The sequence below is a fragment of the Sorangiineae bacterium MSr11367 genome (genome assembly GCA_037157805.1).
Taxonomy (GTDB): Bacteria; Myxococcota_A; Polyangia; order Polyangiales; family Polyangiaceae; genus Pendulispora; species Pendulispora rubella.
On the sequence record CP089983.1, the window covers coordinates 2,999,585 to 3,025,486 of the forward strand.

Sequence of the window (25,902 nt, forward strand, 5' to 3'; positions counted from 1 at the left end):
TCCGTTTCTCCTCCCTAACCCCTAAACCCTAAACCCTAACCCCTCGAAAGCGCATAGAGTGCTCCCCGATGATTCCCGGGCTCGGCAAAGAAACCGTCACCATCGGCAGCGCACCGGATAACGACATCGTCCTCGCGGGGCCTGGTGTCGTACCGCACCATGCTCGTGTCGTTCGGCAGAATGGGCAGATCTTTTTCGTCGACCTGGGGCAAGGCCCGAGCTTCGCGAACGGTGCACCGCTGCCGCCGCAGCAGCCGGTGCCCTACGACTTTCGCGTCCAGTTCGCGGTGGGCCAAGTGCCCGTGCCGCTTGCCCATCCGGCCATCGCGCTCATGCTCCTCTCGCAGGGCAGCGCGCAGGTGCAGCGAGGGCATGTCGTCGTGGGCCGCGACCCTGCGCGCGCATCGCTCGTCGTGGCGCATGCTTCGGTGAGCGCGCTCCACGCCACGGTGATGCTCGACCGCATGATGGTCGTCGACCAAGGCTCCACCAGCGGCACGTACCTTCAGGGCCGTCAGATCCCCGCGAATCAGCCGGTGCCGCTCGATCCCAACGGCATCGTCGCCTTCGGATCCATCCCCGTGCCCGTGGGCCTGCTCGCACAGTACGCGCAAGCCTCGCAGGGCGGAGCCCCCGCCGGACACGCTGCGCCTCCACCAGCCGCCGGCAATCCACCGGGCGGTGACCAAGGTGGTGGCGGCGGCCCGCGCAAGCACCGCACCGTCATCGGTGAGCTATCCCTCGCGGAGCTCGCGTCCAACGTCATCAGCATCGGCCGAACGCCGGAGAACAAGATCGTCGTTCAGCACGCCCAGGTGTCGTCGCGCCACGCGCAAATCGTCAAACAAGGCGAGCAGCTCTTCTTGGAAGACCTGCGCTCGGCCAACGGCACCTTCGTACGCGGCCAGCGCCTCGCGCCCGGCCAGCGCGTTCCCGTGCAGAACGGCGAAAAAGTCTTCATCGGCCCCATGCCGCTGCTGATTCACATCGCCGGCCAGCAGGTCAACGTCGTCGTCGAGGACCAACAGGCCTCGTGGGCCGGCAAACCGCTTTACGAAATCGAAGCATGGGACCTCTTCCTCGAGGTCCCCGATCGCGACAACAAAGCCGCGATGAAAACCCTGCTCGATCACGTCTCCTTCAAGGCTTTGCCCGGAGACATGATTGCGCTCATGGGCCCCTCGGGCGCAGGCAAAACGACCCTGCTCTTGACGCTCAATGGCTACATGCCGCCCACCAGCGGCCAAGTGCGTATCAACGGTGAAGACCTTTATACGATTTACGATGCCCTCCGCGGATCCATTGGATACGTCCCGCAGGACGACATCGTGCACCCCGAGCTCACCGTCTTCGAGGCGGTGAAGTACTCCGCACGGTTCCGACTGCCCAATGACTATTCGGAGGACGAAATCAATCGCCGCGTCGAGGAAACGCTGCGCGATCTCGGCCTCGAGGGCGTCAAGAATCTTCAAATTGGCAAACCGGAAAAGAAGGTCCTCTCCGGCGGACAGCGAAAGCGCGTCAACATCGCCCTCGAGCTGGTGACCGATCCGGTCATCCTCTTTTTGGACGAACCCACCAGCGGCCTCGCCGCCGACGACACGACGGCGCTCATCAATCTATTGTCCGATTTGACGCGCAAGACCGGCAAAACGATCATCATGACGATCCACCAGCCGGCCAAAGACGAATTCGAGAAATTCAATCTTTGCTTCATCATGGGCTACGGCGGAATCCCGACGTACTTCGGCCCCACGGGTGACTCGTCGTATCGGTTCTTCGGCTCGATCATCGAACGCCACCCGGAGATGGGCACCCGCAGCACGCCGCGCAAAGTCGACAACCCGCGCGACATGTTCGACATGCTCAACGTGCGCGAGCGCGCCGTGCACGAAGAGATGAAGCGCCGCGATCCCAATGCGCCGCGCATCCCCGCCCGATTGGACGCGGCGCGCGCGTGGCGGAACGAGTTCTTCCAAAATACGAATCCCGTTTACCAGCGCATGTACTCCGGCCCGCGGGCCGTGGGCAACGATGCTGCCGCACGGGGAACGCCGCATCGCTCCGGCGTGGCGCTCTTCCACCAGCTGATGCTGCTGATGTCGCGCTACTGGAAGGTGAAAATCCGCGACCGCGCCGGTGCGGCCATCATGTTCCTGCAGGCGCCCATCATCGGCATCATGCTCGCGGGCGTCTTCGCCGGGCAGAAAGCGGCGATCCCATTCTGGTGCCTCGGCGCCATTCAGGACTTGGCCAACCGCAGGGCCGACGCCGCATCCAACACCGCCGACTTCTTGAAGAACATGAAGCCGACCGACGACCACACCGCCGCGATGTTCTTCCTCGTGGTGAGCTGCGTGTGGTTCGGCACCAGCAACTCGGCGCGCGAGATCGTCACCGAGCGGGCGATCTACCTGCGCGAGCGCATGGTGAATCTCGGCTTGTTCAACTACGTGATCAGCAAATACATCATCCTGAGCTTCGTCAGCTTTTTGCAGTGTTTCATGCTGCTGGCCATCGTCTTTCCGGTCCTCGGGTTCGAGGGCGGTCCGTCGGCCTTCGTCATGGAGCTCATGGTGCTCTTCGCCGTCTCCATGAATGCGACGGCGCTCGGTCTCTTGGTGTCGACCTTGGTCACCTCGGCCGAGGCCGCGATGGCGCTCACGCCGATCGCGCTCATCCCGCAGGTCGTCTTGGGCGGTCTCATGGTGCCTATGACCACGAATCCCATGCTCAAGCCGCTCATGTACATCATGCCGGCACGCTGGGGCTTCCAGGGCAGCATCGCCGAGGAACGCGCGGCGCTGGCCAACGCACCCGCGTGGGTGATCGACCTGGCCAAGCCCGCCCTGAACAGCCCTGCCGACTTCGTTCACAACGGGCAATTCCACTGCGCCATTGCGCAAATCGAGAGCGACTCCATCGCAGGCGCATGGGGCTTCGTGGAATGGGCCACGCCTTGGGTCCCGTTCGTCGTGCTCTACGGTATGACCGTGGTGATGCTCGGGCTTCTCTTCATCTTGCTCAAGCGCAGGGATCCGGTTTGAACGAGACGGGCGCGCGCCCGTACGCTACAAAATGAACGTGGACGACCTCACACCCGGTTACGACTTCGGCGAAGACCGATTCGATCTCGAGAACGCCGAAGACCGCGAAATCGTGCGGTTCGTCCTCTCCCAAGCGCTCTACGGCGAGGCCACGGGCGTCTTCTGCGGAAAGTCGCTCTACGCCGCGGGCACGCTCGAGGCTGCCAAATTCTACGTGCGCCAGGCCAAGCAAGAGCTCGCGCACCTGCAGCTCTTCGCCGAGATCTTTCGCCTGCTCGGCATCACCCCCAGCCCCGCCCACTGGGTCATCCGCCTTCTGGCGGCACACAACAATTACTACCCGCTCAAAGTCTTCATGGAGCACGCCATCGGCGAAGGCATGGTGCTCGACATCTTCAAAGATCTACTGCTGCAAACCTTGCCCGACGAACACGCGCACATTCCTCTCATCAAGAAGAAGCTGCGCGTCGTCTGCAAAGAGGAAATCGAGCACGTCTCCTGGGGCGAAAAGGAAACGCGCCGTCTTCTCACCGAGCGCCCCTGGCTGAAGACGCCGTACTATGGCCTCTTCGAGCTGCAGATGGGCGTGCTGCCCTTCATGGTTCGCGCCTTCGAGAAGCGCGCGTCGAACCACCGCGTCCTTCGTCACCTCGGGCCCTTTCTCGAGTACGTGCGCCAGCGCGTGCGGCGTCAGGGCCAGGAGCTCGGCTTCGTCCCCGCCAAGCGCCCCGGCCTCCTCTTTCGCCTCTGGGCCATGCTCTTCGGCATCGCCCTCTTTTTGCGGAGCCAATTCGCGCGCAGCACCTCGAAGCTCGACAAGAATTACCTCACCGAGCTCGGGTTCGAAGGCGGCCACACCGCCGCCGTCACGACTACGGATTCTTGACGGCCTTCGCCGTTCCGTCCTTCATGTCCTTCGCGGAGGCGTCGGGGGCGCCGGCGTCGTCGCCCGGCATCGCCGGAAGCTCGGCGATGTTCGGCAGCAACACGATTTCGATGCGACGGTTTTCCTGGCGCGAAGCCTCGTTCACATTGGGGGTCGCGGGTTCGTACTCACCGTAGCCGGCGGCCACGAGCCGTCCGGCGTTCATCCCCGCCTTGATGAGCTGTTGCGTTACCGTGAGCGCGCGCGTCGTCGACAGCTCCAAGTTGTTCTTGAAGGGTGACGGCGGTCCGATGGGCACGTTGTCGGTGTGTCCGGCAACCATGAATCGCCGATCCGGGAACTGGCGCAACACGTGCGCGACGTCGCTGATTGCTTCGGTGCCATCCTTGGAAAGATCGGCGCTGCCGGAAGGAAAGAGGATGCCCGCAGGAAGCTTCACGATCATCCGTCCATGCCGCACGGTTACCGCGAGCTTGCCGCTGTCGATCATCTTGCGAAACTTCTCCGTGATGGCTTTGAACGCAGCGAGGCGTTTTTCCGCCTCCGCGTGCTCGGCGCGCAACTCCTCGAGCTCCGTGCGCGAGGCCTCCAGGTTGGACTGCGTCTCGGCCGCCACCCGCTCCGAACCCTCGCGCGAGGTCTTCTCCTGCTCCCGCCCCTTGGTGCACTCGTCGAGTTTTTGTTCCAGGTTGGTCCAGTGCGCACGCTCCTCCGAGAGATCTTTCTCGTAGCGATTCTTGCGCACCCAGCCGTAAAGGCCGCCGCCGATGAGGGCCAATGCGAGGGCCCCGATGGTGAATGTCGTCAGAAAGGACTTGAGCATGCGAGCTCAGTCTCGCATGGCTCGCCCCGATTGTTCGCGTTTCTGGCCGCGCACCAGGTATGCTGCGCCGGCCGTGGACGGTCCGACGAACGTGAGTGATGTGACGAAGGACCCACACCAAGGCAACGATTTGGCAACACCTGGAGCGCTTCTCGAAGAAAATTCCATTGTGCCTTCTTTTGCTCGGTCATTTCCGCGCAATGGAGCGCTCGATGACTTGGTTCGAGCCTTCGCTTCGGGCAATTATCGCAAGGTCCATGATCAAGCACCCGAGCTTGCCTCTCGTGCGACGGACCCTGCGGTGCGGGATGCAGCACGGGTGCTGCTCGAGCGTCTCCAACCCGATCCATTGGCGAAAATCATCCTGCTCGCGGCGGTTATGTTGCTTGCAGTGATGGCAACTTGGTGGATAACGGAGGCGCGATCGCACGGCGGCGCTGGACCTCATGTTCGCGGCGGCGTTAGCGAGTCGACAAAGGCTTTGGTAGAGTCGTGAGAACGAGATGAACAAGAGGGATGAGGACGAGCATCAAATCGACACCGTCCCTCCTCCTCCGGGCGAGGATGATGCGTACAGTGCCGAGACGCGCATCGGCAAAATCCCTTCGGATTTGCTGCAGGCGATGAAGCGTGCGCACGCCAGCGAGGCGGGGCGTCCTTCATTGCCGCCCGATCTCGTGGCGGCGTTGGGGGACAAGGGGGCTGTTTCTTCACGTCCGAGCGTGCCGGCTTCCCGCACGGTGCCGCGGCCGCTGTCCGTGCCGCGCGTGACGCCGACGATCCCACCGCCGCCCGAGACCACGCCGGCGATCGCTGAGGGGATCCCGAGCTTCGGTCTGCCCAGTTTTGGCCCTGCCGCCGGGTCGCCGGCTCCCCCCAAGAGGACCGACGGACCTGCGGAGTTCACCCTCGAGGGCCTCGCCTCCGACGATCAGGACTACGTGGGCTCGATGCTCGGCGCCGCAACGGGCCCTGCGGCCTCTCCTCCTACAGCACCTGCTGGCCTCCCGGCCGTGCAGATTGGCCAAATCGTTCCTGCGGTGCCGATGGTCGCCCCCGCGATCGTTCCTTCACCCGCCGCCCCAACGACCTCCACGGACGATGTAGCCCCTACATCGGTTCAGCCGGGATCCGGCCCGCAAGCCGGACCCGCGGCTCCGCTGGTGGTGCCGGTCGATGCGCCGGTCGCAGATCTCGACCTTCCCGTGCCCGGCCCGATGCGGCCCCTCACGGACAGTCAGGTGGAAGAAGGGCGCATGTCGTTTACGCCCTTCACGGAGCAATCGCGCAGGCTGAACATCATTCTCATGGTGTCGATCGGCTTCCTGCTGCTCCTCACCGTGATCGTGCTGATCGCTGCGAAGTAGCGCTCCTCGAAGGTGATATCGATTCACACCGAGCCTGTCAGACCGCTCGCGGGATGCGGCTTCGTAGGTATTCGATATGCGATCAACGGGGTCGTGAGGTCGCGCGTCTAGCGCTTTGCTTCGTTGCACCCAAAGCGATAGACGCGCCGCGCCAGTAATAACGCGTCGCATTATCGGTTGAGCCGAAACGTCGTTATTGACGCCGAATCAGCGCTGCAATGCGAATCGCTGGCAGGTACATTCGAACGACGACCAGCCAAGCCGGCCGCGCTCTCACCCCTCTTGAGGCTTTGAGGAGTTGCACATGCGTACGACCTTCGGAAAAAGGCGCCTCGTTTCTTCGCTCCTTCCGCTCTTCCTTCTTGCGGCCACGGGTGCTGCCTGCTCGGACTTCAACACGAACCGCACGGTCCCGGATCGTAAGACCACCGTCGGCGAGGATCTCTACGGGATCCTTTGCGATCGCGTTTCCGCGCAGGTGCTGCGGGAGGATCTCAACGGCTCGTCGTTTGCCGCAATCTGTCACAAGTCGCCCGGCCCCAACGGGACGTACGCGAACGACGTGGATCAGACTCGGCTTCCACCGCTGGACGAAAACCTGAAGGACGTGAAGGGCCAGCCCGTTCCGCTGCAGAAGCAGCAGGAGTGGCGCAACTACGCGATGGGGCGCATCCACGCGATGGTGCGCCGGCGCGATTCGTTGATCGCCGCCTTCGACGCGACCTTTCCCAACGTGCGCATCCCCGTGGTCGACGAGCGAAACGACGACGCGACGAAGACGTGCAACGTCATTCCGGACGACAAGGCGGGCGATCGCGGAAAATTGACGCAGCAGCTCAGCGACATGCTGGGCAAGCTGCAGGCGCTCTACAACGACGGCACCATCCCGCGCACGACGCAAGCGGTGGCCCGCGTGATGGACGACATCCGCGCGACGGACCCCAACGCCAACGCGACCCGCGACGGCCTCGCGCAATTCGAATCGCGCCGCGGCTACAAGCCGGACATCATCGAGCAAGGTGCCATCCGCCCCGTGGTGGCGTATCCCCAGTTGCGCAATCTGTCGAACGCCGCGCTGCGCCTTCTGTCGTGGGACTCGGATCCGTATGCCCTCAATGCCGCGCGCTACGGCAACGGCAGTCGCGTCCCGGTTCCGGGTCCGGCGCACGCGCAATTCGCCAAGATGCTCGAGGTGACGCACGAGGAGCTGCGCACGTTCGCGCCCGATCCGTGGTCACCCGCCCCGACGACGCTCACCGACGCCGCGGGACGCCCGATTCTTTCGCGGCCGCGCACGACCTTGGAGGTCGTGAGCTACCTCCTGAACATGCAGGACCCGATCTACGCGCAGAACGATGGCAACGCACCGCCTGACGCTCCGCTGTACCTGGTGACGCGCGATTCGCGCGGGTACGCCTCGGTCTCGCCCGACGCCTTGGCCAAGTTCTTCACGCCGGACGCGAAGGATCCCAAGCTGCCAGCCATCGATTTCCTGGGTCGATTCCTAACCAAGGACGGCAAGCCCGCGCCCTCTCCATTCCCCGCCGTGGATGGCACCGACGCCCTGGCCCGCGACCAGTTCGGCCGCGCGCTGGACGGTGCGGGTGGCGCGCCGATCTACACGATGACGGATACGTCGCAGACGTTCGCGAACGCGCTGATGAAGAATCTGCCGCCGCTGATCGATCCCGACGTCTCGAAGAAGCACGAGACCTTGATGGATGCCATTGCGGGCCTGGAAGTGCTCATGGGCTCGCGCGACAACGGGTACAAGTCGGTGCGCGAGTACACTCCCGACCCGACGCGCATCGACGATTGGAAAGTGACGCACCCCGGAGAGAACCCCCCGGGCGACTTGGGCACGTCCAAGGTGGCCGTGAATTACGATGCGTACCATCGCGAGAGTGCAGCACTGCTCGATTTGATGTGGGCGCTGGGCACGGTGGTGGGAGACCCGACGGGCGACGATCTCTTGTCCCTCGCGCAGAAGTTGGTGACGGAGCGCTTGCCGAACGTCGCACGGCTGACCGGCATGGGGTTGGCGGCGAAGGCCATCGCCGACAAGCATCCCGAGGCGGACATCCCGGAAAAGTCGACCTTGTGGGACGAGATTCACGATGTGCTGGTGAAGATTGCCCAGGACACGCAGGTCGATCCGCAAACAGGGAATCGCCTTCTCGAGGACATGCTGAACGTTCTATGGGATCCGAATCAGGGAATTGCCAAAATCGAAGACCTGGGAACGCTGTTTTCGAATCAAATGAAATACAGCGATCTCATTTCTTACGATCGTGACAACCTCAGCGCGATGACCAACAACGGCTTGCCCTGGGTGCTGCCGTACAATCTCACGACGAAACGGGTCGAAGAGCCCCGGACGCCGGTGGATCGCTCCAAGCCGGACAGCGGGTTGAATCGGAGTCTCTTTCAGCGGTTTGCCCAGCTCGTCACGGACGCGCACAACGTGACGGTGTGCAATTCGGATGGTGCCGTCGTTCACGCGAAGGGGACGCTGATCGGAGATACCGATATACCGATCAATTTGTTGGGCATCTTCGTGGGCAAGCCGCTCAAGGAATGCAGCTTCACGAAGATCGACGATGCCGCCACGTTTTTCTTGGACTCCATCGTTCACAAAGCCGACCTGTACGTGCGCTACGACGATGCCCGATTGGGCATCAACGTACTCGGACTTCGGCTTTCGCCGGCGACGGTCAGCGTGTTCGAGAAGTCCAGCGTCATTCGGGGATTCTGGCAGAGCTCCGATCCGTACAGCGATAACAGCATCGAAGGTGTGGACTCCGGCAGCAGGACGTTCCTACCGACGCCGCGGTTCCTGACGCGATTGCAGTTCTTCGATTACACGACGCCCGATACGAAGAATGCGACCACGTCTCGGTTCATCAAAGATCTCTTCGGACGTTTCGACGCCAACAAGCAGCGATTGAATCCGCACACGGGTACCCAGTTGTGCAAGGAGCGCGTGATTCCCGATCCGTGCATCGGTCAGGCCGGTCGGGACAATGCCTGCCAGCCGGGGCCGAACCCCTCGCCCGACGGCATGATTCACCATCTGCGCGACTGCGAGGAAGGGCAGTGGCTCGACCAGCGTGACGACAATACGCTGTTCATTACCGAGAATTTTCGCTTCTTCGAGCTGATAAAGCCTCTCCTTCTGCCGTTCACCAAGCGCAATCGAGAAGACATCTTCATCGACTTGATGACCGCGCTCAACAAGCATTGGCAGAGCAGCAAGGGGACGGCGGCCGAATGCGTCAACGGCTTCTGCACGAAGGACGGCGCATCCAGCTACGAGGCGCTGATCAGTGAGCAATTCGTGAGCGATCTGCTCCCGGCGGTTCGCGACATTCTGACCGTCCTGAAGAAGAACGTGACCGTGCCGCGTTGCACGTCCATCGATCCGAAGACTCACAAGTGCGCGGGTACGGAGAACCCCGACGGGTTCAAGGTCCTCGTCGACGGGACGCGCATCCTCTTGGACCCCGCACTGGCCAAGGCGCGCAATGTCACGAATCGCGATGGCAGCAAGGAAGGCCTGCGCAACGACGGGACGAAGAACCCGCAGGTCACGCCGATGTACCTGGTGCTGCAGGCGCTGAACAAGTTCGATCAGTCGTTTGCGGATTGGTCGACGACGCATCCCAACGACAACCGGCTCGAACTCTGGCGGCGTGCGCGTTCGCAGCTGGTCGACCAGTTCCTCACGGTGAACGGCAGCGGCGCCGGTTCGGCATTTGCCAATCGGGTGACGCCGCCGCTGTTGCCGAAGTTGATTCAGCTTTTCCGCGAGCAGCTGTTGGCGCACTGCCCCGACACGTACGCCACGAACAGCACGACGGCGTGCGGCTGGGCGAAGGACGAGATCACGAAGAAGTTCGGTGACGTCACCAGCGGCCCGCTCTTCGGCACCATCCTCGACGTGACCGAGGCCGTTCGTCAGGACGCGAACGCGCGCTCCGAGTTGGCCAAGTTCCTTCTCTACATGACGGATCCCAACTCGGTGAACGAAGCCCGCAAGACGATGCTCACCACCTTGGTGGACTTCCCGCAGCTCCTCGCCGACGACAGCCTCGCCCCGCTCATCCGCACCTTGTCGGAAGGCGCCGCATCGTCGCTCGTCGACAAGGACGGCAACCTCCTCCAGACCGGCGTCGTCGACGCGGTCACCGCGCTTCTCGCCCGCCTCAGCGGCCGCGCCTTCACCGCCGAGGGCATCGAGAACTGCAACCGCGAACTCGACCCGAACCAGGTGCTGACCCTCGCCTTGCAAAACCTGGTGAAGCCCATGCCCGCCAAGGACGGCAAGGTCCCGCAAACGCCGCTCGAAGTCATCATCGACACCATCTCCGAAGTGAACCGCGTCGCGCCCGACGACTTTGCCTCGAAGCTGCAAGGGCCGGACTACGGCACCATGATGAAAGAGATGAGCGAGTTCATGCTCGACAAGGAGCGCGGGCTCGAACAGTTCTACGAAATCATCCGCCAAGGCACGGTGGGCCTGCCAAACTGAGTCCTCCATGCCCAAGCTCGAGATCGATTTCGGCGACATCCGTGAGTACACCGAGCAGGAGCGCGCGTTGCTCGAAACGAGTGACGAGCGCTTCGATCGGCTGGCGTTCGCCCAGAGGGCGCTGGACCTGGTGAATCCATTGCGAACGCGCATTGCCATCTGTGTCGAGAAGGCGACGCGTTCGCGTGGGGCGGGGCGGCTGCCGCGGGTGACCGTGCAGAGTGGGCGCGCGTGGGGAAGGGGACCGGGGGCGCGCTGGGCGATTCTCTCCATTCCGGCGCATGCTTCGCGGCGCGCGATTGCGACCGCGGTCTCGGAGTTGGCGGGGGAACCCGGGCCCTACGCGCTCGATGTTTTGCAGGAGCTCGCGGCGTCTTCCGTTGCCTGATGGTCGCGGCGTCGCGACTTCGTCACCGGTGCAGCTACAAATAGCGAAAAGACATCGGCTTTTCGCACGACACCGTGCCGTTGCTTTCCTGGAGTTTAGAATTTCGTTGAAGCGACGCGGACCTTGTGCGAAGAGCGAGACCACAAGGTCGTATCCAAGAAGCTTTTCGCGATGGACTAGCTTCGTCTAGCTTCCTTATCTCGCATTCTCCGTTTCCGTTACGCGAGGAACGCACGCATTCGGGCTGCTTCTTCCGACGGCGTGTCGCCGAAGAATCGTTTGAATTCGCGGCTGAATTGCGAAGCACTCTCGTAGCCCACGCTCCGTGCCGCGGAATTGGCGCTGACCCCTTGTTGCGCCATGAGCAGCCGCGCCTTGTGAAGGCGGATCGTCTTCACGTATTGCAACGGCGTCGTCGAGGTCACCGCCCGGAAGTGCTGATGAAACGTGGTCACGCTCATGCTGGCTTCGCGCGCCAAGTCTTCGACCTGAAAGGCTTCTGCGTAGTTCTCGTGAATGCGGCGCAGCACCTTGCCAATTTGTGCGAAGTGCCCTTGTCGCGTGGCGACCGCGCGAAGCGCGCCACTCTGCTCGCCGCAGAGCACGCGGTACGTGATCTCGCGCACGATCTGCGGACCGAGGATGCGGCTCTCCGCGGGCGATCGCAACGCTTCCAAAAGGCGAACCGCCGCACCCGTGAGCTCCTCGGTCAGCGGGGTCGCATAGATGCTGGAGATCGTTTCCGTGCTGGGCGTGCGGTCGTCCATCTCCAGCAGCAGCTCACCCAGCATGCCTAGGCTCACCGAAATGCTGAGGCCGAGCAGCGGTTCACCGGGCGCGGCGTACGTCTCGCATTCGAACGGCAGCGGGACCGAGAGCACCAAGTAGTTGTTCGCGTCATACGTATAAAGACGCTCGCCCACGTACCCAATTTTTCGTCCTTGCGCGATGATCACGATGCTCGGTTCGTACACGACCGGCTGCCGGCACATGGTGTCTGCCCGCATCAGGTTTACACCCGGCAGGGCCGACGGCTGCATGCCTTGTTGGTACGTCAGCGCCTCCAGTAGCGAAACCATTCGGCTTTTCGTCACGCCCGATTCAGGTATCGATTCCACGATCCATTAAATGTGGCCGACCGTAGGATCAGGCAAGCGTTCCGGACGATCGTGCCTTGAGGACGCCAGGTGCGATCATCATATCTCCCAGCACACGTCGAGCCTTCAACGATTCGACGACTGAGGAGATGACCGTGAGCAAAAGCCTTGGATACGCAGCACAAAGCGCAACCTCTCCGCTGGGCCCCTTCTCGTTCGAGCGTCGCGAGCTCGGTGCACGGGACGTCCAGATTGCAATTCTCTATTGCGGTGTTTGCCACTCGGACTTGCACAGCGTGCGCAACGAATGGAAAGGCACCGTTTATCCCGTGGTTCCGGGCCATGAAATCGTCGGCCGGGTCACCGCAGTTGGCCGTGAAGTCTCCGGATTTGCCGTTGGCGATCTCGCGGGCGTCGGATGCCTCGTCGGCTCCTGCGGAACCTGCGCCGCATGCAAAGAGGGCCTCGAGCAGTACTGCGAGGCGGGATTCGTCCTGACCTACAACAGCCCGGACAAGGATTTGCCTGGCGCGATGACCTACGGCGGCTACTCGGACCGCATCGTCGTCGACCAGAGCTTCGTCGTGCGCGTTCCGAAGTCGCTCGATCCTGCGGCAACGGCCCCGTTGCTCTGCGCAGGCATCACTTTGTACTCACCGCTCCGCCATTGGAAGGCGGGCCCGGGAAAGAAAGTTGGCATCGTCGGCCTGGGCGGGCTCGGTCACATGGGGGTGAAGTTCGCGCACGCTTTCGGTGCACACACCGTCTTGTTCACCACGTCGCCCAGCAAGATCGAAGACGGCAAACGGCTTGGCGCCGACGAAGTCGTCGTGTCGAAAAACGCGGACGAAATGGCCAAACAAGCGGGCAGCTTCGATCTCATCGTGAACACCGTGGCCGTGTCGCACGACCTCGATCCGTTCGTGGGTGCGTTGAAGCGCGACGGCACCTTGGTCCTGGTGGGCGCACCCGAGCATCCGCACCCGTCGCCCAACATCACGAACCTCATTTTCAAACGGCGCAGCATTGGAGGTTCACTCATCGGCGGCCTCCGCGAGACGCAGGAGATGCTCGATTTCTGTGGCCAGCACGGCATCGTCTCGGACGTCGAAGTGATCCCGATTCAGCAGATCAACGAGGCCTACGAGCGCATGGTCCGCAACGATGTGAAGTACCGCTTCGTCATCGACAACGCGTCGCTCGCTCGCTAGTTGAGCCAACGGGGGAGGGATGCCGCCGGCTCGCGGCGCATGGCGCTGGGCGGCACCCCGGTGAATCGCTTGAAGGCGCGGCTGAACGCGGCCTCCGATTCGTAGCCGAGGCGCATTGCTGCCTCGGCAACGGTCACACGGTCGTTGCGCAACCAGCTGCTGGCCAGATGCATGCGCCATTGGGCGAGGTAGCGCGCCGGCGGCACCCCCATCAACGCGGAGAATCGCTCCGAAAAGACGGAACGCGACGCTCCGGCGACATCGGCCAGCGATTCGACGGTCCAGGGCTCCCCCGGCTTTCGATGAATGGCGGCGATCGCGCGCCCGATCTGCGGATCGCGAATCGCCGCCAGCCATCCGCGCGTATCCTCGGTGCGCGATTCGGCCCACGCGCGCACGACCCGCGCAATCACCACGTCCGCGAGACGGGTCATCACGGTGGCCGCCCCGACGCGCCGCGCGAGCACCTCCGCGGCCATGGCCTCGAGAATCGGCGACAGCGCAGCATCGTGCGCGCCGCCACCGCGCACGAGAAGCATGGGGGGCATGAGCTCCAAGAGCGGATGCGCGGCCGGTTGCTCGAAGTCGACACTGCAGCACACGAGGGTCGTCGGCGAGCCGCGGACGCCTGCCTGCATCTGGTATGTCCGCTCGCCAATGGGCTGAATGGGCATCTTTTCGAGCGGTATCCGCCGCGCCCGCGCCTTCGACGCGAGCGCGTGCCCCTTTCCGTGCGGGAGCAACACCACATCGCCCGCGTACAACTCCGTCCACGCGCGCTTGGGGCCACGCAGCCAACAATGGCCGGCCGCCACGAAGTGAAACCGCGCCTGCCCCTGCGCCGCAAAGTCGATACCCCACGTGCCCGCAAGCCCGCATCGCGCATAGGTCCCATTGGCAATGCGCAGATCCTGCAGCACCTCGCTCAGCGCATCGCGCGCGAGCGCCTCGCGGTCGGACGAACGGTCATGCATCGCCGACAAATTAGCATGGTTCCTCCGGGCGCCTGGTCACATGGCGACGGCCCTACACGCGTATCTCGGTCTCGCGCTGCGGAACCCGGGCCTCCGGTTTCGTGAACTCGCCGCTGCGGATCTCGCCATGAAGGATCGTGGGGTTCAGTCCTGGTGCGAGCAAACTCGGGGTCACTTCGCTCGATGGGAACATTTGCACGAAGGACGGCGCCCGCTTGACGCGATCCACGATGGTTCGCTCGAGAATCATCGACGTATATTGATCGGCGGCCGACTCGGGGGTGTTCGAGTTGAGGATGACGTCCAGATCTTGATTGCGGCAGGCACTCGCGAGGCCTGCGATCTTGCTCTCGAGCGGAGACCAGTTGTCGGCGGAAGTGCCATTTTCGCTGATGCCCCAGACTCCACTATCCGTATTGAGAAACAGCGTCTGATTTCCCGATGTGTGCCCGGGCGTTCGCAGAAGCATCACGCCATCGCCGAGCGACAGATCGCCATCGAGGAACGCCACGCGATCTTCGCGCACACCTTCTTTCCCATCGGGGACGAAGAAGGCGCGCTGAAGCGGATGCAGCTCGTCCCAGTCGTCCCACTCGACCCGAGGGGCCAGCAGGACGGCGTTGGGATAGAGCGCCTGCCTCCGTCCGTCGCGTGTGCCCAGCAGACCGCGCAGGTCCTGCGTATGGAAGTGATCGAACGCGACGTAGTCGATGTCCGCGGCCCGCAGGCCCATGGACGCGAGAACGTAGGGGACGGAGTCCCATTGCTTCGATAAGAGCGGCTCGACGACGCGGAATCGCTCGACGAGGCGCGCGAAGTAGGGTGCGCGGCGGGCGGCGATGATGTCGGTCGGATTGAAGAGGAGGTTCTTCAACGACCCGCGCTGCATGAACTGCACGAGAACACAGCGGTGCGTGAGCGTCACGAAGGGCGCGGGCGAGAAGGCGGCCGAATAGAAGGCGTACTTCGTGGGGTAGGGAAGCGTCGTTTGGTTGATGGTGCGCGCGCAAACGACGCGCGGGCCTGCAGCGAAGCGGTCACGGACGCGTTCGGCTGCAGTGCGAACGGCGCGGAAGCGACGACCCTGCAGAGGCTCCGCCCGGGGAGTGTCGAAGTCGTGGATGGGCGTCACGTCTTTGAGGAGAGAGGAGGTGATCATGGGCGGCTCCGTGTACTAGTATGCGCTCAATGGTCGAGGCAGCGTTCACGCGTGGAGCGATCCTCGGCCGCAAGTATACGCTCGGGGACATCATCGGCGAGGGGCCCACGGGAGCCATTTTTGCGGCTGAGGAACGGTTTCGAGCGCAACGGGTCGCCATCAAGGTGGCGCGGTTACCGGCATCGATTCGCACGCGGCAGTTCATGCGCGATACCGAGGCGGCGCAGGCGGTTCGCTCGGAGAATGTCATCTTCGTGTACGACGTTGGTGTCGAAGACGACACGCCCTACGTCGTCACGGAATGGCTCGAGGGGAAAAATCTCGCCGAGCTTGCGGCAGAGTACGGGCCCTTTCCCGTGGGCGAAGCCCTGGGGTACGTGTTGCAGGCGTGCAACGGTCTGCAGGAGTTGCATACGGCGCATGTCGTGCACCGAAACATCAAGCCGTCGAATCTTTTTCTGACGAAGGCGGCCGACGGTGGGCCGCTCGTGAAGATCCTCGATGTCGGGCTTTCCAGCACCGAGCTCGCGCTCGAGGGAGAGCACGACGGTGCGCTTCTCGACGCGCTGAAGTTTGCTTCGCCGGAGCGACTTGCTGCACGTCCGCGGGGCGGGCTCGATGCGCGGACCGACGTGTGGTCTCTCGCCGTCACGCTCTACGTGCTGGTGGCGGGCAAGTTCCCGTTCGATGGCGCCACCGCGACGGAAGTCCGCGAGGCGATCGCACACGGCGCGTTTCAGAAGCTGAGCGAACTCGTTCCCGAGACTCCGCGTGAGCTCGACGAGGTGATCGAGCGCGCCCTGGTTGCGGATCTCGACGGCCGGACCGCGTCGATTGCGGACTTCGCACACACGCTCGCGCCGTTTGCGATGCCGCCGAGCGTCTCCGTGGAAGCGGCGTCCCCGCCGGTGGTCGAGCCTCCCGCTTCTTCCGCTTCCCTCCCCGATCCAGGCGAAGACCGCACTGTTGCACGCACCGAGGAGGCGCCTCCCGCGGAGGAAAGCGCGCGTCCCGCGACGGAGGCCGAGGCGAGCTCGGAGCCCGAATCGCGCGCTCCGTCGGTGCCTCCGGATCGAACGGCACCCGGGGCGACCACGGCCGTGCCGCCGCCCGCGGCTTCCTCGCCGCGGGCCACCTCCTCCACGCCGCGCCGCTCGATGCTCCTCGCCGCGGCCGCCGTCGTTCTTCTCGTCGGATTCGTCGCGCGCCTAGGTCGGTCCCCTGCCGCCACGGAACCGGCACCGCCGCCGAGCGCGCCTGCCGAACCGGCGTCCGCGCAAGCCCCAGAGACAATCGCGCCCTCCGCCCCAGAGACCACCGCCGCCTCTGCCTCCGCGACCGATGTCCACGATGCGGGGGGGGCTGCAGCGCCGGCCGCCCTGGCACCTTCAGCTCCGGCATCTTCCGTTCCGGCGCCGAGGCGTTCTCGTCATCGCTAATTAGGGGTGCGCAAAGGGCGAATAGCGCTATCCCCCCTTGCGCGGCCTCGCGATATTGTACGTATCCAGCCGATTTACCAGCGTGCGTCGCGAAATGCCCAATATCTGAGCGGCGCGCGTTTGATTCCCCGAGCATTGTGCGAGCACTTCGAGAATGCGCACTTTCTCGGCGACGTCGTCGCTCGGGTCGGTGCGCTGCGAACGCCAGGGCTCGGAGACACGCGTCTCCATGGGCAAGGTATCGGCGACGGTGGGGGCGAGGTGCTCGACGCGGATGATGCCCGTGATGGAGAGCGCGGCGGCGCGTTCGGCGACGCTCTTCAACTCGCGCACGTTGCCGGGCCACGTGTACTGATGCAGCCAATTTTGTGCGGCGGGGGCGATCTCCGGCGTGGGCTTGCGCGCGGCGTAGGAGGCGCTGGCGACGAAGCGCTCGAACAGCGGCAGAATCTCGCGGGAGCGGCGGCGCAAGGGCGGCACCTCGAGGGTGACCCCGTTCAGCCTGGAATACAGCTCCGCGCGGAATCGCGACTTCTTCACCAACTCGGCCAAATCGCGATGCGTCGCGGCGAGGAAGCGTACGTCGATGGACCGGGCGGCGGTGCCGCCGATGCGGGTGACCTCGCGTGATTCGATGACCTGGAGAAGCTGGTCCTGCGTGCTCGAGGCCATCTCGTCGACGTCGTGCAGAAGGACGGTGCCTTGGTTGGCGGCTTCGAGCAGGCCGATTTTCGTCTTGGTAGCTCCAGAGAAGGCGCCTTCTTCGTAGCCAAAGAGCTCTCGCTCTAGGAGCTCACCCGAGAGGGATGCGCAGTCGAGGCGAAGAAGCGGCCCGCCGGTGCGGCCGGAAAGGCGGTGGATGGTCTCGGCGACCAGCTCCTTGCCCACGCCCATCTCCCCATGAATGACGACGCTCACCGGGCCGGGCGCGATCGTCTCTGCGAGCTGCATCACCTTCGACATGGATGGATCGGCCACGAGCATCTTCGGGCTCGAAGGCTCGGCCGGCGGCGGAAGTTCCGACGGAATCGGCCCGGCGTCTTGGAACGTCAGCAAGGTGCCGCCGATCTCGACGACGTCCCCATACGTCACCGGCGTGCGCGTGCCGCGCTCTAGTGGCTCGCCTTGGACGCGCGTGCCATTGGAGCTGCCCAGATCTTCGATGACGAAGCCGTCGCGCACGGCGTGAAGCCTGGCGTGGAGCCGCGAAACCGAGCGGTGCTGGATGATCAGATCGCACGTCGAGCCGCGGCCGATGGTGACGGAGGAGCCGTAAAGCGGAGCGGCGATTTGCGCTTCGCCGCCCTCCCAGAGGACCACCACGCGCGGACTCTTTGGAATGACTCCGCGCGAGAAGGCATCGCCCCAGGTGCCCTCGTCGCCATTCGTTTCCCTTTTGCTTGTTTCTCGCGCCACTTCGAAGCCCTCATCATACGGCGTTTCCGGTGAAAGCACAGCCTGCGCAAATTACGCACCATCTCGCCAAGGGCATGTGCAACGAGTGCCACACGTGCCACGCACCACGACACGCGCACGTGAAATGGGCGCCAAATTGCCGAGGCATATGCGTTGCACAACAGTCATGCCGACAAACAATTCGGCCTTTTTTTTCGGCACGTTGCGAACTTCGCCACGTTTTTGCCACGCGTGTCCGCGCATCCGCTCGGGTCGCGAGCGCAATGGCGTCACGTGTAGCGACCTCGTACCCGGCCATCGGTGGATCGGCGGACCTGCACCCCGGTTCCTCCGGACTAATCGGGAATCACTCCGCGGTAATCGTGCCGTTCAATTGCCGCCAATCGCAACCAATTACAGCCAACTCGATTTTGCCGTCTTGGAGACGCGCACCGTGGAACGGGGGAAGGTAGGTGTCTCCCCACCGCTTCCACCTGAGGAGCGCGGTGGCGGCGATTCCGGGGTTACCCCCAAGTGCGAACCGGTGAGCGACGTGCAAAGTTCCCACGCCCGATCCTGGTCTTCGACGTCGAGCGTTCGCATGGTGTTGCGGGCGGGCTTGCCCGAGTCCTCGTAGTACGTGCCCGTGACGCCCGTGCGTGCGTCGGCCATCGCCAGAAAGACCGAGGCATTCGACGCCGTGTGCCACCGATTGTTCGAATCGGCTGCGTTGACCACCACCTGCGAGGACTCGAGCTTTCGGGCCAGTGCGAAGGTCCAAAGAATGCGCAGCATCTTCGAGCGGGCGAACACCTCGAGCCCGTCGTAGTGGCGCTTGGCGTGAACGTCGTCGAACGGGTCGCGCATGATGGTCGCGAACGCATCCGAGGTGACGTTGATGATGCGCGCGTCATGCCCTTTGCGGAGCAGGGGCATCAACCCCGATGTGAGTGCGTGGGGGCCAAGCAGATTCGTCGCCAGGGTGGCCTCGTGGCCATCTTCCGTTTCCCACCGCCGTTCGTACGACACCTCGACGTGGTTGATGAGCACATCGAGTCGCGGGAAGCGCACCGACACCGCTTCCGCGAGGTCGCGATGTTGATCGAGGGTGGCGGTATCGGCCCGGATGAAATGCACCCGATCGTGACTGGCGGAGCGACGCAGCTCTTGTGCGGCACGATCGCCCCGTCGCACATCACGTCCCGTGATGATCACCTGCGCGCCGAGCGTCGCAAGCTCCCGTGCGGTGAGCAATGCGATGCTCGACGTTGCGCCGGTAATGAGGACGGTCTTGTCGATCATGAGCGCTCCATGCTGCTAAGCACGAATGGTTAGCAGGTCCAGGGCACACGATATTCCCCCACTGTATGGCCCGAATGTGGGGTTCGTTAAGAAGTGTATCTCGGTCGCGGTCAGCCGGGTGTGCGGAGGTGGTGGCGGCGCCATGGCAGCAGGGGATTTACCGCGAAGCGCCGCTCCCGTCGAGCGGGACATGGGGATCGTGCCCACAATGAGCGCGTACGTATTGCACGGCCTGCAGCACGTCGGGGGCCCGCGGCGTCGTCCGCCGAGCGGTTCGAACGGCCGCCCACGCCTCGTCGCAGGCGCCGAGGTGGACCGCTCTCTGCGCGAATGCCAGCCGCTGCGCCACCTCCATCGTTGCGAAGGGCCGGTTGAAGTCGAAGTACACCACGGCCATGCTGGACACCACGACGGTCGCAATGACCAGCCCCGTGGAAATTCGGCGCAGCGTCTCCGATTCCCGGCCGGGGCGCCACGCCACGGCGATGATTGCGCCGGCCACGGCACCGCCGATGTGTACGGGGTTGTCGAAATGTTCGGGCTTCCACCAACCCAGCGAAAAGCTGATCACGAGCCAGATGCCCATGATGAGCGTCAGCATGCTCTTCCAGCCGTGGGTCCGATAACCGAGGATGAAGGCGCCCCCAATCAGGCCCCACAATGCACCTGAGGCCCCTACGAGTAGCCCCTGCCCCTGATCGTACCACCCATGGTAGAGCGCGCTCACCATGTTGGCGACGATGCCCGAACCAAGGTAGAGCACGCTCGTGCGCCCCGTTCCGACCTCATGCTCGAGAAACGATCCGACGACCCGCAGCATGTACAGGTTGAAGAGCATGTGCAGCACGCCGAAGTGCACGAAGCACGAGGTCACCAGCGTGTCGATGCGCCCTTCGTAGAGCGTGGAGGTGGCGTTGTTGGCACCGAAGGCCAACACCACGGGGCGAGGAATATCGAAGAGGATCTTGCCCAGCTGCGACCAGTCCATCTCGGGCGCCAGCGAAAGCCACAGTTCGCCGAGGAACACGAGGATGCAGGCCACGGTCGCGAACAGCGTGAAGGGCGCGCCGGCATAGGCGCCGGCCTTCTCGCGCGGCGCTACGTACTCTTCGGTCTCCTCCTGAGCGTTTGACACCGTGCGATTCTAATGCCCATCGTACGAATCAGCCGACACGAAATGGATCGAACGGCGCCACTCCTCGAACTTCTTTACATGCGGTAAGACGACGCCAGGTTGTGCCGTGGAGACTCGGGAACATCTCGAATTTTATCGCGTCGACCAGTCTGGACCGACGAAGCGCATCTTGATCCCGGCGCTGGTGCTCCTCACGGTGGGGCCGCCCATGGTGCTTTTCTCGGCCGCGGTTCGCAAATTCCCGCATAGCACGGCCATAGGGGTGCTCGGCGCGGCGCTCATGATCGCAGGGCTCGTCATCGGGTTCTTCGGCATTGGCATGCTCATGTTCGACGACCGCTACCTCGCGGTGGTCGAGGGCGGTCTTCTCGTGCACCTCGGAAACGAGGAGACCTTCTTCGCATGGGACAGCCTCGAGGCCATCCGCCACGAAGGTGCGGTCCTCGTGGTGGTGCCCCGCCCGCTCGCAGTCCCAGAGGGCGGTAACTCCTCAGCTACGGGGATGGGCCCGCACGCGGCTTCGGGGGAGTCGCTGCGCTTTCCGCTTTCGAAGAGCAAGGTCGCGGAAATTGCCGCCCGACTCGAGGAGTGGCGGCGGCGCGACGCTTGGAATTTGGCCCCGCCGCCGGCCCCCTGATACGGACGAATCCCTGCATGGATCCGCTCGTCCGAGGGTCGCTCCTCGTCCGGCGCATCATTCGGCGTGGGCACGGGCTCGCGTTCGGGTGTGCGCTCGGCGCATACGTGATCGCGGGCGGGGCCACCGCGCCGTTGGGCATGGCGACCGCACTGGCCGTCACGCTCTTCGTCGTGCTGCTGGTGCCGCGCCTTCGGGCGCGCTGGTCGCACGATCGGACGCGTTCGCCGCGCTCGCCCGAGAGCGTGCCCGACGTGCCCCTCTTGCTCGATCTCGAGCTGGGGGTGCTGCTCACCATCGGCTTGAACGCCTCGCTCCTTCGCTTCGAAGGGACCCTCGATGGCGTGTTCGCTCCGGTGATCTACGTGTTGGTCGCGCTGGTGGCCGCGCTCGCGCGACCGGCGGCCGCGATCCTCGTGCTGGCGTCGGTCATCGGCTTCGAGGCGCTGGTTCGGCACTACCTCTTGCTCGAGACGAACTTCGACAGCCTGATCCCGCACGCGGTCTTCGCGATCACCTTCGCCATTTTGAACCTCGCGTTCTTGCGCGTCGAGGTTGCCCGCACCCGGGCAGCCGCCCGCGCACGCGTCGAGGCGGAGCTTCGCCGCCTCAAGGACGATGCGCGCAGCTACCGTCTGCTCGGGGCAGGGGAGGCGAACCCCGACGCCGAGGAGCGGCTCGCGCGATCCAGCGTCGAGGAGATTCACCAATCCGTGCATTATGCACTCGATTTGCTGCGCCACACCTTGGGCCTGCACACGGCGGTGTTGCTCTGGTTGAACGATGCCGAGACGCACTTCAAGATCAGCGAGCTGTCCACCGAATCGGACGACATCCACGATGCACCCATCGCCGTGGGCGATGGTGTGCTGGGCGCCGTGGCGGCGAGGCGTGAGCGCGTGACCTTGGGCGGTCTCAAGCCGTCGTACAAGGTGCCGTACTATGCGGGGGCCTGTCCGGTGAGCGTGCTCTCGGCCATCCCGGTGCTCGAGGGACTCGATGCGTTGCGCGGCGTGTTGGTCATCGACCGCCGCGAGAACCGTGCCTTTACCGCGCATGAAGAAGACCTCGCGGCGCAGGCGGCACGGTACTGCTTGCGCGCTATCCAGAACGAGCGCGTCTTCGTGCAGCTCGAACGCGCCAAGGTGGAGCAAGGAAAACTGTACCGCGCGGCGCAGGCGCTGGGCGCGGCGACCAGCGAACAAGACGTGCTCGAGGCCGGCGTGCGTGCGGCGCGTGAGATTGCAAGCTTCGACTTGGCGGCCGTCACCATTTACGACGAGGCCACGCGCATCCACGAGGTGTGCGCGGCGAAAAGTGCGAATGGGCAGATCGACGACTTGGTCGGAATGCGCTTTTCGCACAACACGGGGCTCGTCTCCATGGTCGTGCAGAATCGGTTCCCGCTTCCGTACAAAGGCCAGTACGACCCGACGCACCAGACCGTGCTCACGCGGCGCCACCCGTGGCCCAAGTTGCCGTCGCTTCTCGTGCTGCCGCTGCTGCAGCACGAGAAACCGCTGGGGACGCTCATCCTCGGGGCGCGGCGGCGCAATGCCTTCGGGGAGTCGGTTCGGCCGACCCTCGAGGTGTTGGCCAGCCACCTGGCCGTGAGCCTCTCCAACGCGCGCATGGTGCACAAGCTCGAGATGATGGCCACCACCGACGGCCTCACCGGGTTGCTCAACAAGCGCGCCATGCTGGAGGCGGCGACGCAAAAGGTGGCCGCGGCGGCACGCTTCGGCCGCAAGCTGTCCGTGATGGTGACGGACATCGACTTCTTCAAGAAGGTGAACGACACCTACGGCCACGACGTGGGCGACGTGGTCATCAAGGGGCTCGCGGACATCCTGCAGCGCCAGCGTCGGGCGACCGACTTGGTGGCGCGCTTCGGCGGCGAGGAGTTCGTGGTGCTCTGCGAGGAAACCAACGAAGAGGGGGCGATGCTCCTCGCAGAGCGCATCCGGCAGGAGCTGGGGAAAACCGTGTTTCACTCGGCGAACGGCAAGCTCCAGGTTACGTGTTCGATCGGCATCGCCACCTTTAACCCGCGTCCGGCGTCGGCATCGGCCGCGAAGATGAACGGCTGGGATGCGCTGTTCAAGGCCGCGGACGAAGCGCTCTACGTTTCGAAGCGCACGGGCCGGAATCGGTGCACCGCAGCGGGTGCCCCGCCCCCTCCTGCGGCAACTGCGCGAACCGAGCCATCGGCGGGGGCTAGCCGCCTCCCAAAAACCGCGCGGGCGCGGTAGCGTCTACGGCTCGACACATCGCGGCGCCGTGCGCATGATGGGGGCATGCCGGACGAGCCGAAAAAACCTGATCCGATGGACGATCTTCGCACCGGGCTGGGGCTTCTCTTTCGCGCCGCGAAGACGGCCGTCGATGAGTTCCCCACCGAGAAAATCGAAGAGGCGGTGAAGCAGGGCGCCCGCGACGTGGGCAAGGTTTTCGAGACCGTGGGGGAAGCCATCGACGAAAAGGTGCTCGGTCGCAAGAAGGCACCGCCGCCCCCAGGTAGTGGTGATGGTGCCAACGCAGCCCCGCAAGCGCCGCCGGCCGCGGAGAATGCGCCGCCTTCGCCTACGAACGAAGAGCCGAAATCCTAGTCGGGTTGGGTCTAGGCGCTGCTAGGTGGAATGGTGCTGCGGTTGCTCACGTAGCGAACCCCGCCGTGGTCCGAGGTGAGGAGCTCCGTCTCGGTGCGCACGATGCGCACGAGCCGCTGATCTTTGTCGCGCGGGCCCACGGGCGTGACGAGCACCGTTCCCACGGGAAGGGCTGCGAGCCACGCGTGTGGAACCGGGTCGACGGCAAAGGTGGCGACCACCTTGTTGAAAGGACCCCAAACGGAGGCCGAATCGGCCGCATCCAAATGAAAGACCTGGACGTTGGAGCGCTCTGCGAGCAACCGGCTCGCCCGGCCCGCGAGCGCGCCATCGATCTCGAAGGTGCGCACCGATCCGCGTTCGCCCACGACGGTGGACGCGAGTGCAGCGCCATACCCCGAGCCGGTGCCTAGCTCGATGAGAGAATCGCCTTCGCGCAACGCGAGCACGCGAAACGAGAGCAGGTATGCGTGCGGTGCGCTGATGGTGGCGAAGCCCTCGTCGTCGAGCGGCAGAGGAACGTCTTCGTACGCCCGCGGCAAATCTTGAAGGCGCACGAACCGCTCGCGTGGAACCTGGAGCAAGGCTTGGAGCTGCGCATCGTCGAACGGCCCGAGCTCTCCCTCGATCTTTGCCACGAGGCGAGCGCGCTCACGTTGCGCGGCCTCGGTCAGACGTGCATCGGCCGCGAGTCGCTTGGCGATCTCTTCTTCGCTGGCTCTTTCCTCGGCCCGCGCGATAGCGGTGGCGATGCGGGTAGCTGCCGCCCGGGCGACCGATGCGAAGTCGGATTGAAAGAACATTAGGGGCTAGAGCAACGGGCAGGTCGAGCAGGTTTCATCCGAGTGCACGATAACAGAGAGACAGAGCGACCAACGTGCGAGCGAACCCGCGCTTCCGGTATACAGGTGTGGGGAAGCACGTTGCGGTACATGTCGGACGATCTCGCCGGTATATGCGCCCGCGCAAACTTCGGTCGTTTAATAACTTCGACCGCAAGCGCCCTCGGATGCCGTCATCCAAGATGAAAGAGGCATTCGAAGCATGACTCCGCGTGGCGTTGCACTCGCCATCTTCGCGGGATCGTTGGCGATTATCGGCAGCGGTTGCGTGAGGGGGCCCGATATCCGACTTCAACGGACAATCGAACACGCTAGCGCAGGTGTATTGGCCGTAGCTACCTCACACGATGGTAACCCAACCAGTGTGACGTTGTGCAGCGGGGCCTTGGTCGCACCCAACCTGGTGCTGACGGCTCGGCACTGCGTGGCGAAGGCCATCACCACGATGCCGTCGTGCGACGCCGATGGGCGGTCGCACAACGGAGCCCACATCGGCGAGGACGCCGATCCTGCGGCCATCGTGGTGTACGTCGGCGATCGCGTGCAGGTCGATCGCGACGTGCCGCGCGCGCGGGCCGTGCGCACGCTTCATCCCACGGGCCACGTGCTTTGCGATGCGGACGTGGCGTACGTCATTTTGGATCGCCCCATCACGGGCGTGACGATTCTTCCGCTGCGTCTCCACGACTCGGTGCAGTCGGGTGACGAAGTGGTCCCCGTTGGATTCGGCGGCGGGGCGACGAACGTCATCGGCCAGCGCCGCCCGCGCGAGCGCAGCACCGTGCTCGCCGTCGGTCCGGCTGCGAACCAAGACACCGGCGCGGTCCTGGGCCCGCGTGAGTTCGAGGTCGATGCGGCGACGTGCCGCGGCGACTCGGGCGGTCCCGCCATCGACGTGCGCACGGGCGAAATCGTGGGCGTCGTCTCCCGCGGCGGGAGCTGCTCCGGCCATGGAAACCACGTGTACACGCGCGTGGACGCGTACGCGCGCCTCGCCCGCGTAGCCTTCGGCGCCGCCGAGCGCGAAGCGGTCGACGTCGCGCAGAGGTGATTAAGGCAA

General features: G+C 64.3%; 20 protein-coding genes. 12 read left to right on the forward strand and 8 right to left on the reverse strand.

Annotated elements, in window-relative coordinates:
- Window positions 1–68 precede the first annotated feature (68 nt).
- Both LVJ94_12090 and LVJ94_12095 read left to right on the forward strand, forming a co-directional pair.
- The gene (locus LVJ94_12090) at window positions 69–3,047 is read left to right on the forward strand and encodes an FHA domain-containing protein (GenBank protein WXB07968.1); all 2,979 of its coding nucleotides are present in this window, start codon (window positions 69–71) and stop codon (window positions 3,045–3,047) included.
- Between the two features lie 37 nt (window positions 3,048–3,084).
- Window positions 3,085–3,933, forward strand: coding sequence for a ferritin-like domain-containing protein (locus LVJ94_12095; protein ID WXB07969.1), 849 nt, complete (start codon window positions 3,085–3,087; stop codon window positions 3,931–3,933).
- Here the strand turns inward: LVJ94_12095 and LVJ94_12100 are convergent.
- On the reverse strand, window positions 3,920–4,756 hold the full coding sequence (locus tag LVJ94_12100; GenBank protein WXB07970.1) for an OmpA family protein: 837 nt from the start codon (window positions 4,754–4,756) through the stop codon (window positions 3,920–3,922). The genes LVJ94_12095 and LVJ94_12100 overlap by 14 nt on opposite strands.
- Before the next feature lie 73 nt (window positions 4,757–4,829).
- Between LVJ94_12100 and LVJ94_12105 the strand changes: the two genes are divergently transcribed.
- From LVJ94_12105 to LVJ94_12120, 4 genes are all read left to right on the forward strand, one after another.
- Window positions 4,830–5,252 (forward strand): hypothetical protein, encoded by a 423-nt coding sequence (locus LVJ94_12105; protein WXB07971.1) that lies wholly within the window; start codon window positions 4,830–4,832, stop codon window positions 5,250–5,252.
- A 7-nt stretch (window positions 5,253–5,259) separates the two neighbouring features.
- Window positions 5,260–6,123, forward strand: a complete 864-nt coding sequence (locus LVJ94_12110; protein ID WXB07972.1) for a hypothetical protein — start codon at window positions 5,260–5,262, stop codon at window positions 6,121–6,123.
- Window positions 6,124–6,427: 304 nt separating this feature from the next.
- On the forward strand, window positions 6,428–10,654 hold the full coding sequence (locus LVJ94_12115; protein ID WXB07973.1) for a hypothetical protein: 4,227 nt from the start codon (window positions 6,428–6,430) through the stop codon (window positions 10,652–10,654).
- A 7-nt stretch (window positions 10,655–10,661) separates the two neighbouring features.
- Window positions 10,662–11,042: a hypothetical protein gene (locus LVJ94_12120; protein ID WXB07974.1), complete on the forward strand. Its 381-nt coding sequence runs from the start codon at window positions 10,662–10,664 to the stop codon at window positions 11,040–11,042.
- 218 nt (window positions 11,043–11,260) lie between these two features.
- On the opposite strand, the gene LVJ94_12125 is transcribed toward LVJ94_12120, so the two are convergent.
- Window positions 11,261–12,121 (reverse strand): AraC family transcriptional regulator, encoded by an 861-nt coding sequence (locus tag LVJ94_12125; protein WXB07975.1) that lies wholly within the window; start codon window positions 12,119–12,121, stop codon window positions 11,261–11,263.
- 173 nt (window positions 12,122–12,294) lie between these two features.
- Here LVJ94_12125 and LVJ94_12130 point away from each other — a divergent pair, with 173 nt between their 5' ends.
- On the forward strand, window positions 12,295–13,350 hold the full coding sequence (locus LVJ94_12130) for an NAD(P)-dependent alcohol dehydrogenase (protein WXB07976.1): 1,056 nt from the start codon (window positions 12,295–12,297) through the stop codon (window positions 13,348–13,350).
- Here LVJ94_12130 and LVJ94_12135 read toward each other — a convergent pair.
- Window positions 13,347–14,324, reverse strand: coding sequence for an AraC family transcriptional regulator (locus LVJ94_12135; GenBank protein ID WXB07977.1), 978 nt, complete (start codon window positions 14,322–14,324; stop codon window positions 13,347–13,349). The genes LVJ94_12130 and LVJ94_12135 overlap by 4 nt on opposite strands.
- 52 nt (window positions 14,325–14,376) lie before the next feature.
- On the reverse strand, window positions 14,377–15,483 hold the full coding sequence (locus tag LVJ94_12140; protein WXB07978.1) for a hypothetical protein: 1,107 nt from the start codon (window positions 15,481–15,483) through the stop codon (window positions 14,377–14,379).
- A gap of 29 nt (window positions 15,484–15,512) precedes the next feature.
- On the opposite strand from LVJ94_12140, the gene LVJ94_12145 reads away from it, so the two are divergent.
- Complete coding sequence (locus tag LVJ94_12145) at window positions 15,513–16,922, forward strand: protein kinase (GenBank protein WXB07979.1); 1,410 nt, start codon at window positions 15,513–15,515, stop codon at window positions 16,920–16,922.
- Between the two features lie 27 nt (window positions 16,923–16,949).
- Here LVJ94_12145 and LVJ94_12150 read toward each other — a convergent pair whose 3' ends face one another.
- From LVJ94_12150 to LVJ94_12160, 3 genes are all read right to left on the reverse strand, one after another.
- The gene (locus tag LVJ94_12150) at window positions 16,950–18,338 is read right to left on the reverse strand and encodes a sigma 54-interacting transcriptional regulator (protein ID WXB07980.1); all 1,389 of its coding nucleotides are present in this window, start codon (window positions 18,336–18,338) and stop codon (window positions 16,950–16,952) included.
- 393 nt (window positions 18,339–18,731) lie between these two features.
- A complete protein-coding gene (locus LVJ94_12155) occupies window positions 18,732–19,619 on the reverse strand; it encodes an SDR family NAD(P)-dependent oxidoreductase (GenBank protein ID WXB07981.1) in 888 nt (295 codons plus the stop codon).
- Window positions 19,620–19,776: 157 nt separating this feature from the next.
- A complete protein-coding gene (locus tag LVJ94_12160) occupies window positions 19,777–20,754 on the reverse strand; it encodes a rhomboid family intramembrane serine protease (GenBank protein ID WXB07982.1) in 978 nt (325 codons plus the stop codon).
- A 106-nt stretch (window positions 20,755–20,860) separates the two neighbouring features.
- Between LVJ94_12160 and LVJ94_12165 the strand changes: the two genes are divergently transcribed.
- The 3 genes from LVJ94_12165 (at window position 20,861) to LVJ94_12175 (ending at window position 24,000) form a co-directional block, all read left to right on the forward strand.
- A complete protein-coding gene (locus LVJ94_12165; GenBank protein ID WXB07983.1) occupies window positions 20,861–21,391 on the forward strand; it encodes a hypothetical protein in 531 nt (176 codons plus the stop codon).
- 17 nt (window positions 21,392–21,408) lie between these two features.
- The gene (locus LVJ94_12170) at window positions 21,409–23,643 is read left to right on the forward strand and encodes a sensor domain-containing diguanylate cyclase (GenBank protein ID WXB07984.1); all 2,235 of its coding nucleotides are present in this window, start codon (window positions 21,409–21,411) and stop codon (window positions 23,641–23,643) included.
- 75 nt (window positions 23,644–23,718) lie between these two features.
- Window positions 23,719–24,000, forward strand: coding sequence for a hypothetical protein (locus tag LVJ94_12175; protein WXB07985.1), 282 nt, complete (start codon window positions 23,719–23,721; stop codon window positions 23,998–24,000).
- Window positions 24,001–24,011: 11 nt separating this feature from the next.
- Here the strand turns inward: LVJ94_12175 and LVJ94_12180 are convergent, their stop codons facing one another.
- Window positions 24,012–24,803 carry a hypothetical protein gene (locus LVJ94_12180; GenBank protein ID WXB07986.1) on the reverse strand — a complete coding sequence of 264 codons (792 nt, stop codon included), beginning with the start codon at window positions 24,801–24,803 and terminating at the stop codon, window positions 24,012–24,014.
- 403 nt (window positions 24,804–25,206) lie between these two features.
- On the opposite strand from LVJ94_12180, the gene LVJ94_12185 reads away from it, so the two are divergent.
- Complete coding sequence (locus LVJ94_12185; protein WXB07987.1) at window positions 25,207–25,893, forward strand: S1 family peptidase; 687 nt, start codon at window positions 25,207–25,209, stop codon at window positions 25,891–25,893.
- The last annotated feature ends 9 nt before the right edge of the window (window positions 25,894–25,902 follow it).